We start from the raw sequence: 12,687 nt of genomic DNA, 5'->3' as shown, positions 1-12,687 counted from the left end.
GCGCGCCCGGGTCCGCTCCGTCGCCAGGGCCACGACGGACTCCGTCGCGCCGATCGCCCCGGTGAACACTTCATGCAGGCACCTCGTCATGAAGCCCGCACGGGGTGCGGCGGAGCGGGCAGTGTCCATCAGTTCCGATCTTCTGATTGACCGCCGTGACGAGCCCGCCGAGGGTGGACCCGTGAAGGCTGACACGGGACGCCGCTACCGGCTGTATCCCACCGCGGACCAGGAGGAGACCCTGGCGCGGTGGGGGCACACCTGCCGCGCCCTGTGGAACGTCGCCTTGGAACAGCGCCGCTACCTCTACCGCCAGCGCGGGATCACCCTCATGGGATCCGCACAGTGCCGACAACTCACCGTCGCTCGCGCCGAAATGGACTGGATGGCCGACCTGCCGGCCGGATGCGGCCAGCGTGTGCTGGCGAACCTGGACGCTGCCTACCTGAACTTCTGGAACCCCGGCCACCCGGCCGGATTCCCCGTGCGCAAGAGGCGCGGACACCGGATGGGTATCCCGTTCAAAGGGCAGGACATCGCTGTTCGCAAGCTGAACCGGCGTTGGGCCGAGGTCAAGCTTCCGAAACTCGGATGGGTCCGCTTCCGGCTCTCCCGCGCTCTCGGGGGCACGATCCGCAACGCCACCGTGTCCCGGGACGGGACCGGCCTGCACATCTCCTTCGGCGTGGCAACCGGCCGTGAACCGGACGCGCCGAACGGCAAGCCAGGCTGCGGCGTGGACTTCGGGGTGGCGGCCTCGGCGTTCGTCTCCAGCGAGACCGCACCCCGCCTCATGCCTCCCACCCTCACCCGGGCCGAGCGGGCCCGCCTCAAGCACCTGGAACGGAAGAAGGCCCGACAGCTCACCCACGCCAGGAAGCACAACGGAGGCCGGTACTCCAACCGGTTGCGTCGCACCATGGCTGGGATCGCCAAGCTCAAGGCCCGGCAGGCCAACCGTCGCGCGGACTTCACGCACAAACTCACCACCGACCTCGCCCAAAACCACGGCTTCGTCGGCATCGAGGACCTGCGTGTGAAGAACCTGACCGCAAGCGCCAAGGGCACCACGGCGGCCCCCGGGAGGAACGTCTCGGTGAAGGCCGGGCTCAACCGGTCGATCCTGGACAACGCGCCCGGAGAGCGCAGGCGTCAACTGGACTACAAGTGCCGCCTGTACGGTTCCCGGCTCATCCCGGTACCGGCGTTCCACACCTCCCAGACATGCGGCAACCCCGCATGCGGCACGGTCGACCCCGCGAGCCGCCCCGGCTGCGGACGCGTTTTCCGATGCGTCCACTGCGGCTGGGAGGACGACGCCGACCACAACGCCTCGGTCGAGATCGAGGCCCGAGCCCGCCGGACGGGCGGCTCGGTCACCAACAGCACGCGCAGCGCCACCACGGCGCGAGTCCCGGCCCGGACCCGGCGGCGAACGCGTGAAGCCCGACTGGCCACCCACGGGTGGCCGGAGGGAATCGCCCCGCCCGGGTGCGAGAATCGTCACGATCGGTGAGCACGGGGGCAGGACGCGTACCGGGAACACAAGTCGGAAGTGGCGGGAGAAGACGGATGGCACACGCACGGGCAGGGCAGCCGGCGCAGGCCGGTGACCTGGTGGACGTGGCGCGGCTGGTGACGGCCTACTACGCGCTGCACCCGGACCCGCAGGAGCCCGGGCAGCGGGTGGCGTTCGGGACCTCGGGGCACCGGGGCTCGTCGCTGGACGCGGCGTTCAACGAGGACCACATCGCCGCGACCACGCAGGCGATCTGCGAGTACCGCGCCGAACAGGGCGTCGGCGGGCCGCTGTTCCTGGGCGCGGACACCCACGCCCTGTCCGAACCGGCGAAGGTCACCGCCCTGGAGGTGCTGGCCGCCAACGGCGTGCACGTGCTGATCGACGCCGCCGACGGCTACACCCCCACCCCGGCGGTCTCGCACGCGATCCTCGCCCACAACCGGCGCAGCCCCCGCGCGCTGGCCGACGGCATCGTCGTCACCCCCTCGCACAACCCGCCGCGCGACGGCGGCTTCAAGTACAACCCGCCCAGCGGCGGCCCGGCCGGCTCACAGGCCACCGGGTGGATCCAGGACCGCGCCAACGAACTGATCCGCGAGGGCCTGCGCGGCATCAGGAGGGTCCCGTACGCGCGGGCGCTGGCCGCGGCCACCACCGCCCGCCACGACTACCTCACCGCCTACGTCGAGGACCTGCCCTCCGTCCTGGACCTGGACGCGGTGCGCGCGGCGGGCCTGCGCATCGGCGCGGACCCGCTGGGCGGCGCGTCGGTGGACTACTGGGCGCGCATCGCCGACACCCACCGCCTGGACCTGACGGTCGTCAACCCGCTGACCGACCCGACCTGGCGGTTCATGACCCTGGACTGGGACGGCAGGATCCGCATGGACTGCTCCTCGCCGTCCGCGATGGCCTCCCTCATCACCCGCCGCGCCGACTACGCCATCGCCACCGGCAACGACGCCGACGCCGACCGGCACGGCATCGTCACCCCCGACGGCGGGCTGATGAACCCCAACCACTACCTCGCGGTGGCCGTCGACTACCTCTACCGCCACCGCGCCGACTGGCCCGCCGACGCCGGCGTCGGCAAGACCCTGGTCTCCTCCTCGATGCTCGACCGCGTCGCCGCCGACCTGGGCCGCACCCTGGTCGAGGTCCCGGTCGGCTTCAAGTGGTTCGTCGACGGCCTGCTGGAGGGCTCGATCGGCTTCGGCGGCGAGGAGAGCGCCGGCGCCTCCTTCCTGCGCCGCGACGGCGGGGTGTGGACCACCGACAAGGACGGCATCCTGCTGGCCCTGCTCGCCTCCGAGATCACCGCCGTCACCGGCGCCACCCCCAGCGCCCGCTACCGCGAACTGACCGAGCGCCACGGCGCCCCCGCCTACGCCCGCGTCGACGCCCCCGCCGACCGCGAGCAGAAGGCCCGCCTGGCCCGCCTGTCCCCCGAGCGGGTCGGCGCCGGCGAACTCGCCGGCGAGAAGATCACCGCCGTCCTCTCCCACGCCCCCGGCAACGGCGCCCCGATCGGCGGCATCAAGGTCTGCACCGACAACGCCTGGTTCGCCGCCCGCCCCTCCGGCACCGAGGACGTCTACAAGATCTACGCCGAGTCCTTCCACGGCCCCGACCACCTCACCCGCGTCCAGGACGAGGCCCGCGCCCTGGTCAACGAGGTCCTCGGCGGCTGAACCCGCCCGCCGGTACGGCCGCACCCGCGGCCGTACCGGCACCCGCCCGCCCGCCCGGCCGGCTCGACGCCCGCCCGGCCGCCGGTCGCGTAGGGTCCCCACGGCCGCCGGCACACCGGCGCCGCAGCACCAACGGGAGGGAGCGGACCGTGCCGATCAGAGGCGTGCTCTTCGACGTCGACGACACCCTGTTCGACTACTCGGGCTCGGAAGAAGCCGGCATCCTCGCCCACCTGCGGGACCTGCGCCTGCTGGACCGCTTCCCCGCACCCGCCGCGGCGGTGGCACTGTGGCGGGCCGTCATGGAGGAGCAGTACGCGCGCTTCCTGGCCGGTGAGCTGACCTTCACCGGCCAGCAGCACGAACGCACCCGCCGGTTCCTCACCCGCCTCGGCGACGACGGCGCCCGGCACCTGCCGGACGAGCGGGCCGCCGCCTGGTTCGCCGGGTACACGGCCCACCGCGACGCGGCCCGGGCCGCCTTCCCCGACGCCGCGCCCGTCCTGGCCGCCCTCGCGCCCACCCACCGGCTCGGGATCGTCTCCAACTCCTCCACCGCCCACCAGCGCCGCAAACTCGAAGCCGTCGGCCTGCTGGGCCACTTCACCGACGCGGTGCTGGTCTGCTCCGACGAACACGGCGAGGCCAAACCCGCCCCGGGCATCTTCCTGGCCGGCTGCGCACGCCTGGCCCTGGCCCCGCACGAAGTCGCCTACGTCGGGGACAAGTACGACGTCGACGCGCTCGGCGCCCACGACGCGGGCCTGCGCGCCTTCTGGCTCGACCGCTCCGGCACCGGCGCCCCGGCCGGCGAGGGCATCGGCGTCCTGCACTCCCTCACCGCCCTGCCCGCCGCCCTGCAAGCCGCCACGGACGGGGCCTGAGACCGGACGCCGAGCCGGACGCCGAGCCGGGCGTCAGACGGTAGGCGTGGAGGTGGGCGTGGGGGTGGCGCCGAGCATCTCGCGGCAGCCGTCCGTCAGACCGCTCACGGTGACCGGGACCGTCGCGTGCCGCGCCCAGTCCTCCCGCGACAGGCGCAGCCGCACGGACTCCACGACCCGGCCGTCCAGAACGTCCCGGTCGACGCCGTCCTCGCGGTAACCGAGCCTGCGGGACACCGCGAGGGAGGGCGCGTTGTCGGTGAAGGACACCGACCTGGCCCACTGCCCGCCCAGTTCGGCGAACAGCAGGTGCAGCATCGCCGCGCGCATCTCGGTGCCGAAGCCCGCCCCCTGGTGCTCCAGGCCGACCCAGGAGCCCGAGACGACCTCGCGGCGCACGCCGAACTCCTCGGCCCGCACGTCCTGGACGCCCACCGGGCGTCCCTCGTGGAAGGCGACCAGCTCCAGCGCCCAGTCCTGCGGCGTCCAGCGGCCCAGCCGCCGCCAGTGCATCCGCACCACGTGCCGGGCACGTTCGGCGGGCGGCAACTCGCCCCAGGGGGACAGGAAGGGACGGGTATGCGGCGGGTGGATGCCGCGGGCGGCGAGGTCGGCCACCTCGGCCAGTTCGTCCCCGGTGGGCAGCCGCAGCTCCAGGCGGGGAGAGGTCACGCGCAGCCCGAACAGGGGCCAGTGGTCGATGAGCATCGGGCCAGTGTGCCGGTGCGCCACCCCCGGCGCACCGGGGTTTCCCGCCGGCGCCCCGGCAGCCCGGCCCGGGCGCCGTCGCCCGCCGGCTCCCGCCCGCCGCCGCTGCGCCGCCACCAGGGGCGCCGCGCCCCCCGGCTACCGGGTGGCGATCGCCCCGGCGTAGACGTTGTCCGGGGTGACGATCTGCGTGATCGCCCGGGCCAGCAGCGTCGACGGCTCCTGGCCCCGGACCGTGGAATCGGTGTTGATCTCGACGACCAGCGTGGCCCGCTGCGCCGGCAGGTGGACCGTCACCGTCTCGTAGCCCGGGATCGAGCCGTTGTGCCCGATCCACCCGCCCGTCTCCAGGATGCCCAGCCCGTACGTCGTGTCCGGGAACCCGGTCGGCAGGGTGGTCAGCCGCTGCGCCTGGGTGTGGGGGCTGAGCAGCCGCCCGGTGGCGACGCTCTCCGCCCAGCGGCGCAGGTCCTGCAGGTCGGAGATCATCGCCCCGGCCGCCCAGGCCCAGCTGGGGTTCCAGTCGGTGGCGTCCGCGGTGGCGCCGCTGAGCGTCTGGTCGGTGTAGCCGCGCGGGTGCGGCGCGGGGAACTCGGGGCCGTGGGGGAGCAGGGTGTGGTGCAGGCGGGAGGGGCGCAGCACCCGCTCGTCCAGCACCTCGGCGAGCGGGCGGCCGGTGACCTTCTCGACCACCAGGCCCAGCAGCACGAGGTTGGTGTTGGAGTACTGGAACGTCGTGCCCGGCTCGGACGTGTTGTCGTGCCGGAAGGCGTAGGCGAGGTCCTGCCGGGGGGTGAAGGAACGCTGGGGGTCGCTGAGCAGGTCGTGGACGAAGCCGGGGTCGGCGGTGTACGGGAACAGGCCGCTGCGCATCTCGGCGAGCTGGCGCAGGGTGATGCAGTCGCCGTTCGGCACGCCGTCGACGTAGGCGGAGATCGGGTCGTCCAGGCCGATGCGGTGCTCGTCGACGAGCTGGAGCAGGGCGGTGACGGTGAAGGTCTTGGTCTCGCTGCCGATGCGCACGTAGTCGTCGGTGCGCATCGGGGCGCCGGTGGTGGTGTCGGCGACGCCGGTGGCGCGGACGTAGCAGCCCCGGCCGGGCATCCAGAGGCCGACGATGACGCCGGGGATGGCGGCCTGGCGGCGGACGTCCGCGATGGCGGTGTCCAGGCGGGCGGTCAGCTGGGGGTCGAGGCCGTCGGGCGGGCAGTCGTCCCCGTTGTCGTGGGTGTCGAAGCGGTGGTTGCCGGTGGGGTGGCCGGCGGCGCCGGCGGGGGCCGCGGTGACCGGGGCCAGGACGGCGGCCGCGGCCAGGGTGGCGGCGAGGAGTCTGCGGTGGTGGGTGCGTCGCACGGGCGGGGGCCTCTCGGGTGGTGGGAGGTCGGACGCACGGCAGCATCACCGGCGCGGCCCCCGGGCACGCCCGGGTCGCGGGCGCGGGGCGCAGAGTCCACCCGTTCGGTGGCGGCCCGGGCCCGCGGCCCGCGGCCCCCGGCCCCCGGCCCGGGCCCCGCGGCCCGGTCGGGGAGGGGGCCGCCGGTCCGGGGTGAGGGGGTGTCACTCCTCGGATGTCACTCCTCGAACCACACGACCAGGCGGACGTCGCCGGTGCCGTGGACCTCGGCGAGGGCGCCCATGACGGTCCACACCGGCCGCCAGGAGCCGTCGGCGGGCACGGCGTCGCGGCGCCGCGCGCGTTCGGCCCGGAACACGGTGGTGCCGACGTCCCACTCGGTGCCCTCGGCCCACAGGTCGCCGATGCGGTCCGGGCCGACGCCGCGGGTGTCGACACCGCTGGCCCGGGCGAACCCCCGGCTCCAGTCGTCCCGGTGGCGCAGGGTCAGGGTGCCGTCCGGGTGGCGGCGGTAGCGGGCGATGGTGGTCGCGCGGGGCAGCGCCGGTTCGTCCCAGTCGACGGCCAGGACCTCGGTCCAGTCGAGCCAGGTGGCGCCGAACGCGGCCGCGCCCCAGGAGGCGTGTGCGGCACGGGCGCGCGCCGACACGTCGGCGGGCAGTCCCCGCCCGGCGCCGACCGGCCGCCAGTGCCCGCCGAGGTCCCGCACGCCGAAGAGGCAGGCGAAGGCCGGGTAGTCGCGGGTGACGCCGAGCAGGTCCAGCTCGACGGCGCAGGTCCAGGCCTTCGCCCCGGTCGCGTCCCGGGTACGGCACTCCACGAATCCCCGGATGTCGGTTCCCATGAGGGTGATTGTGCCCGGCCCGGTCCGCCGCGCCTGCACCGGGCGCTGCCCCCGGGCTGCCCTTTCGGACCTCGCGGGACGTGGGAGCGCCCCTCTAGGCTCGGGGGCGGCGGGGCCCGCGACGGGGCCGGGCGGGCGGTGGTGCGGAGGGGTGGGGGAGCGTGCGCAGGACCGTGACAGACCGGGCGCCGGCGCCCGGGGCGGCGTCGCCCCGGCGCGCCCAGCCGGCGGCCGAGCGGCCCGCCGCCGGGAGGGCGCGGCCCGCCGAACTCGCCTCCCTGCAAAGGGCGGTGGGCAACGCGGCGGTGACCCGCCGGCTGCAGCGCCAGAGCGACCCCGCCGTCCGGCAGGAGGCGCGGCGCGACGCCGCCGATCCGACCGGGCACGGCGAGTGGGACGCGTTCCGCGAGGCGATGGCCCGGGCGGGCTTCCCCGACGCCGTCACCGACGTCGCCTGGCAGCTCGTCCTCGGCGGCATCGCCGAACAGGGCCGGCTCAACGACGAGGCCATGGCGACCTTCACCGCACGCCAGGACCAGCGCGACCACCGCGCCTCGAACAGCTGGTACCAGGAACTGGTCAAGGTCGTCGGCGACTACCTGGAGATCGACACCCCCACACTGGCCCTGTGGTCCGGCGGCCGGGAGGTCAGCGACTACGCCCGCGGCAAGGGCCACACCCCGCTGGAGGCCACCCCCTTCGGCGGCGTGGTCGACAAACTCGTCCTCACCCCGGACTGGCTGCTCAAGACGCCGATGTGGAACGTCCTGTCCAAGGCCTTCGTGAGCCGCGCCCGCGGCCCCGTCCACATCTTCCTGCGGGCCTACGACCCCGACAGCGTCCTCATCGCGCAGGAGGTCCCGCAGCTGCGCGTGGTCATGGCCCTCGACCCGGCGGTGCGCCTGGTCTGGCACCCGGTGTACGCGGCCTCCGACGGGAAGCTGATGGAGGTCACCGACCGCCTCGGCCTGGCCGCCGACGTCTCCTACCCCACCCGGGACCGGTGCGTCCAGGTCCTCTACGACTACCTGCGGCTCGTCCACGACCCGGCCAACCCGCACTCGCGGCGCGCCCACGCCGAGATGGGCACCCGCCTGGCCGCCAACGGCAACCCCCAGTAGCGGCCGGGCCGCAGGGCCCTGTGGTGCGCGCGCCGTCAGTTCCCCGCGGTGCCGGCGGCGGTGACCTCGCGCACGGCGTCGGCGACGGCGCGGAAGTCCTTCTTCAGGATCGTGCCGTGGTTGCTCGCCACCTTCGCGCTGATCTCGATGGCCGGGTTGCGGGCGGCCACCGCCGTCAGGCTCGCCCGGATGCGTTCCTGCTCGTCGCCGCGGCTGCCCAGGGACGCCCCGGAGGCGACCACGTACCGGGTCGGGACGCTGATGGCATCCAGCACGGGCGCCAGTTCGCGTTCGCGGGCGACCCGGCCCAGCTCGATGTTGCACCGCGCCAGCTCGTCGGCGTTCATCCGCGGGGCCAGGCCGGTGGGGCGCAGCAGCGGCAGGAACCAGCCCCACTGGCGGAACTGCTTGCGGATGCGCTGCTCCATGGCGTCGTCGAGCCAGTCGTGGGGCTGGGCGCCCTCGACCAGGACGGCGCCCAGGGCGCGCCGGGGGTTGCGGGAGGCCCAGTGGGCGGCGACGAACGCCCCGTAGGACCAGCCGACCACCAGGGCCCGCTCCACGCCCCGGGCGGCGAGGACGGCGTCGACGTCGCGGACGGCGGCCTCGAAGGAGTAGTCGGCCGAGCGGTGGGACTTGCGGCCGCGGGCGCGCTCGTCGTAGGTGATGTGCCGGTAGCCGTGGCCGAGTTCGGCGGTGACGCGCCGCCAGTAGCCCTGGGTGGCGAACTGGCCGTTGAGGTAGACCACCGGGGTGCCGGGGCCGCCGGTGTCGGTGACGGCGAGGGCGGTGTCGTCGACGGGGACCATGCCGCTCCAGGCGGACGGCTGGACGTCGGTGCTCATGGGAGTGCCTTCCTGCGTGCGGGGGGCGGGGGAGTGTGCGGGCTGTTCAGAGGCTGCGGGCGGTGATGTCGCCGTGGGAGGTGGTGGCGCGGATGTCGAGGGTGGGGGTGCCGTCGTTGCGCAGGGTGTTGTGGGTGCGGCCGTGGGTGGTGCCGGCGTCGAGGGTGGCCGAGATGCCGGTGGCGGCGCCGACGGTGATGTTCCCGGATTGGGTGGTGAGGGTGAGGGTGCCGTGGTGGGCTTCGGTGACGTGGATGTCGCCGCGGGCGGTGGTGAGGTCGGCGGTGCCGGTGAGGCGCCCGATCCCGATGTCGCCGTCGGTGGCGGTGAGGTGCACGTTCGCGGCTTCGTCGATCTTGGTGTGGCGGTAGGCGCCGTCGAAGGCGAGGTCGCCGAGGCGGCCGACGACGCGCAGTTCGCAGGCGGCGGCGCGGCCCTCGACGCGGGAGCCGGCGGGCAGCCGGACGGTGACCTCGACGGAGCCGGCGCCGAGCAGGGCCTTGCCGTTCTCGGGGGCCTGGATCCGCAGGACGCCGTCGGCGTGGGTGACGGTGGTCTGCTCGGCGCTGCGCACGTCGCGGTTCTTGGCGGGGTCGGCGGGGCGGACCTCGACGACGGTGTCGGTGCGGTCGGCGGCGATCAGCCGGACGCGCCCGGTGGGGATGTCGAGGACGGCGGTGATCGGCGCGGCGGTGGCGAAGGTCTGCATGGTGTTCTCCGGTGCTCGGTCGTTCTTTCTGATGACGGAAACGCTACGTTGCCTTTCTGAAGCTGACAACGTGCTCGTTGCGTCAAATCTCCATCTCTGCAGGTGAAGTGCCGAAAAGTGTTGCAACTGGCGTGCGGATAACGCAACGACCCTGCTTTCGTTCATTGCAATGGTGAAGGGTGAACGCTCCGGTGCGGATCCGGGGCCACCGCCGGGCGGCCCGCTCGCGGCCGGCACCGAGACACGGATGAAACGCTCTTTACCGGACCCTGACGTGTTCGAGGGGAGGACGAAACCCACTCCTGACGTGACCCTGACGTGAGGCTCCTACGGTGCGACACATGCCACCCACACACGGTCGCACCAGCACCAGCACCAGCACCAGCACCCGAGCCCGCACCCGAGCCGCCCTGACGGCGGCTCTGACCGGAGCTCTGACAGGGGCCCTGACGGTCGTCGCGGCGGCGGCAGGCCCGGCGTCGGCCGCGCCGGCCGGGGCCGCCGCACCGGACACGGCCACGGCGGCCGCGAGCCGGGTGATCGTCCATCCGGAAGCGGTCACGGCCGCGCAGCAGCAGGCCGTCCTGGACTACTGGACCCCCGCGCGGATCGCCGCCCTGACCACGCCGTCCTCCGGCGCCGCGCCCAGGAGCGGCCCCGACGGCGCCCCGTGGACCGGCGCCGACACCCTGAGCAGGACGGTGGGCAGACTCTTCTTCACCAACCACGGTGAGGACGAGAGCTGTACCGCGACCGTCGTGAACAGCGCCAACCGCAGCACCGTCGTCACGGCGGCGCACTGCGTCAACAGCCCCGACCTCCTGGGCGACAACAACGAGTGGCTGGCGAACGAGATGTTCGTGCCGGGCTACCACGACGGCCTCGCGCCCTACGGCGCGTTCGTCGCCCGCGCCGGGGTCGCCGACGCCACCTGGCTCCTCAACGACGAGCAGAACGCCCTGGCGTACGACGCGTACGACCAGGCGTTCCTGGTCCTGAACACCGACGCCGCGGGCCGGCGCGTCCAGGACGTCGTCGGCGCCGCCCAGCGCATCGGCTTCGACCGCCCCGGCGGCGCGGTGGTCCACGAGTTCGGCTACCCGCGCGAGGCCTCCGGCGATCCCGCCCGCGCGGGCCTGCCCGAATACACCGGGGCCAGGCTCGCCCACTGCACGGGGCCCGCCCGCGAGAACCCCGGCACCACGGAGCACCCGGAGCCCCGCGGCCAGTGGGGCGCCCCCTGCGTGATGGGCGGCGGCTCCAGCGGAGGCCCCCGCATCGCCGACCTCGACCCGTCCTCCGGGATCGGCACCGTGGTCGGCGACGACACCCAGGGCGCCTTCCTCGACGCCTCCGGCCGGGCCTGCCCCCGCGGCGACACCGCCTGCACCCGGCACCTGGTCGGCCCGCAGTTCACCTCCGCGATCACCAAGCCGCTGTACCGGGCCGCCGAACACGCCTGAAACGCCGGCCCCGACCGCCGAACACGCCTGAAGCACCGGCCCCGCCGACCCTGCCGACGGACCGTCAAGCACACCGCACCCGAACGAGAACGGTGACCATGCCCGCCACACACCGCACCCTCCCCCGCAAGCTCGCCGCCGCCGGAGCCCTCCTGCTGACCGCGGCCACCATCGCCGCGCTGGCGCCGGCCACGGCCCTCGCCGCGGAGCAGGACTCCGTCACCACCCACACCGGCGCCACCACCGCACAGGAACGCAGCCGGATCGACACCTACTGGACCCCCACCCGGATGAAGCTGGCCGGCGCCGTGGTCCCCGAGATCACCCCCGTGCCCGAGGACGACGACACGCCCGACGACCCGCGCCCGCTCCCCGCGAACACCCCGGACCCCGGAGCCGTCTGGACGCACGGCGGAGCGGCGGACCGGAACATCGGCCGGCTCTTCTTCACCTTCTCCGACGGCTACGACGGCAGCTGCACCGCGACGGTCGTCACCAGCGCGAACCGCAGCACCCTCGTCACGGCCGCGCACTGCCTCAGGGGCGTCGGCGCCCCCACCGCCGACGACACGTGGCGCCACAACCTGTACTTCGTGCCCGGCTACCGCAACGGCACGAAACCGCTCGGCGGCTTCAGCATCAGGACCATGGCCACCTCCTCCCGCTGGGACGCCGCCCCGGGCACGACCACCTCCGACGCCGTCGCCGTCGCCGGCCACGACGCGGCCGTGCTCGTGGCCAACCCCTCCGCCGAGGGGCGGCGGATCGCGGACGTCACGGGAAGCCAGCGGATCGCGTTCACCGAGCCCGCCGAGGGCGAGTTCATCCACACCTTCGGGTACCCGAAGGACCGGCTCAACAACGCCGCCGCCCTCTACGCCGGCTCACGCATGATCCACTGCGCCGGACCGGCCCGGCCCGGCCCCAAGGCCCCCCTGCTGTGGGGCGAGCCCTGCACCATGGGCCACGGGGCGAGCGGCGGCCCCCACCTCGCCCGGTTCGACCCCCGCACCGGCACCGGCACCGTCGTCGGCGTCACCACCACCACCGACGAACTCGTGGGCGGCCCGGCCGGCACGCTCTACGCCACCCGCCTGGGGGACAGCGCCCACCGTCTCTACGACTGGGCGCAGACCCGCCCGGTCTGACCCCGGGCCCGGCCCCCGGGCCTGGCCCCCGGGCCCGGCCTGCGGCTCGGCCCCCCGGCCTGGCCCCCTGGCTCGGCCTCCGGCTCGGCCCTTGGCCCGGACCCCCTGGCCCGGGCCCCGGCCCGGCATCCTGACCCGGCCCCTGGCCTGGCCCCCGGGCTCGGCCCCTGGCCCGGCCTGCGGCTAGGCCTCCGGCTCGGCCCCGGGCTCGGCCCCTGGCCCGGCCTGCGGCTAGGCCTCCGGCTCGGCCCCTGGCCCGGACCCCCTGGCCCGGACCCCCTGGCCCGGGCCCCCTGGCCCGGGCCCCGGCCCGGCATCCTGACCCGGCCCCTGGCCTGGCCCCCGGGCTCGGCCCCTGGCCCGGCCTCCGGCTCGGCCTGCGGCTAGGCCTCCGGCTC

At 74.7% G+C, this 12,687-nt stretch carries 11 protein-coding genes; 6 read left to right on the top strand and 5 right to left on the bottom strand.

From position 1 onward, the window contains the following. Positions 1–181 precede the first annotated feature (181 nt). From ACFV04_RS20180 to ACFV04_RS20170, 3 genes are all read left to right on the top strand, one after another. The gene (locus ACFV04_RS20180; RefSeq protein ID WP_380530765.1) at positions 182–1,516 is read left to right on the top strand and encodes an RNA-guided endonuclease InsQ/TnpB family protein; all 1,335 of its coding nucleotides are present in this window, start codon (positions 182–184) and stop codon (positions 1,514–1,516) included. A 56-nt stretch (positions 1,517–1,572) separates the two neighbouring features. Continuing rightward, positions 1,573–3,213, top strand: a complete 1,641-nt coding sequence (gene pgm / locus ACFV04_RS20175) for a phosphoglucomutase (alpha-D-glucose-1,6-bisphosphate-dependent) (protein WP_380530762.1) — start codon at positions 1,573–1,575, stop codon at positions 3,211–3,213. Between the two features lie 149 nt (positions 3,214–3,362). Further along, positions 3,363–4,097 (top strand): HAD family hydrolase, encoded by a 735-nt coding sequence (locus tag ACFV04_RS20170; protein WP_380530759.1) that lies wholly within the window; start codon positions 3,363–3,365, stop codon positions 4,095–4,097. Positions 4,098–4,130: 33 nt separating this feature from the next. Here the strand turns inward: ACFV04_RS20170 and ACFV04_RS20165 are convergent, their stop codons facing one another. The 3 genes from ACFV04_RS20165 to ACFV04_RS20155 all read right to left on the bottom strand — a co-directional run bounded on the left by ACFV04_RS20165 (position 4,131) and on the right by ACFV04_RS20155 (position 7,003). Then, the gene (locus ACFV04_RS20165) at positions 4,131–4,805 is read right to left on the bottom strand and encodes a GNAT family N-acetyltransferase (RefSeq protein WP_380530756.1); all 675 of its coding nucleotides are present in this window, start codon (positions 4,803–4,805) and stop codon (positions 4,131–4,133) included. A 138-nt stretch (positions 4,806–4,943) separates the two neighbouring features. After that, on the bottom strand, positions 4,944–6,158 hold the full coding sequence (locus ACFV04_RS20160) for a serine hydrolase domain-containing protein (protein WP_380530753.1): 1,215 nt from the start codon (positions 6,156–6,158) through the stop codon (positions 4,944–4,946). Positions 6,159–6,376: 218 nt separating this feature from the next. Continuing rightward, positions 6,377–7,003, bottom strand: coding sequence for a hypothetical protein (locus tag ACFV04_RS20155; RefSeq protein WP_380530750.1), 627 nt, complete (start codon positions 7,001–7,003; stop codon positions 6,377–6,379). A gap of 161 nt (positions 7,004–7,164) precedes the next feature. Between ACFV04_RS20155 and ACFV04_RS20150 the strand changes: the two genes are divergently transcribed. Continuing rightward, positions 7,165–8,124: a hypothetical protein gene (locus tag ACFV04_RS20150; protein WP_380530747.1), complete on the top strand. Its 960-nt coding sequence runs from the start codon at positions 7,165–7,167 to the stop codon at positions 8,122–8,124. A 35-nt stretch (positions 8,125–8,159) separates the two neighbouring features. On the opposite strand, the gene ACFV04_RS20145 is transcribed toward ACFV04_RS20150, so the two are convergent. Next, positions 8,160–8,969: an alpha/beta fold hydrolase gene (locus tag ACFV04_RS20145; protein WP_380530744.1), complete on the bottom strand. Its 810-nt coding sequence runs from the start codon at positions 8,967–8,969 to the stop codon at positions 8,160–8,162. A gap of 46 nt (positions 8,970–9,015) precedes the next feature. After that, entirely contained in the window at positions 9,016–9,678 is a 663-nt protein-coding gene (locus tag ACFV04_RS20140; RefSeq protein ID WP_380530741.1) for a DUF4097 family beta strand repeat-containing protein, read from the bottom strand. Positions 9,679–10,019: 341 nt separating this feature from the next. Between ACFV04_RS20140 and ACFV04_RS20135 the strand changes: the two genes are divergently transcribed. Then, positions 10,020–11,141 carry a trypsin-like serine peptidase gene (locus tag ACFV04_RS20135; RefSeq protein WP_380530738.1) on the top strand — a complete coding sequence of 374 codons (1,122 nt, stop codon included), beginning with the start codon at positions 10,020–10,022 and terminating at the stop codon, positions 11,139–11,141. A gap of 98 nt (positions 11,142–11,239) precedes the next feature. Continuing rightward, positions 11,240–12,289: a trypsin-like serine peptidase gene (locus ACFV04_RS20130; RefSeq protein WP_380530735.1), complete on the top strand. Its 1,050-nt coding sequence runs from the start codon at positions 11,240–11,242 to the stop codon at positions 12,287–12,289. The last annotated feature ends 398 nt before the right edge of the window (positions 12,290–12,687 follow it).

Origin of the sequence: Kitasatospora sp. NPDC059599, assembly GCF_042735125.1 — a bacterium.
Taxonomy (GTDB): Bacteria; Actinomycetota; Actinomycetes; order Streptomycetales; family Streptomycetaceae; genus Kitasatospora.
This window is presented reverse-complemented; position numbering and strand designations above follow the sequence as displayed.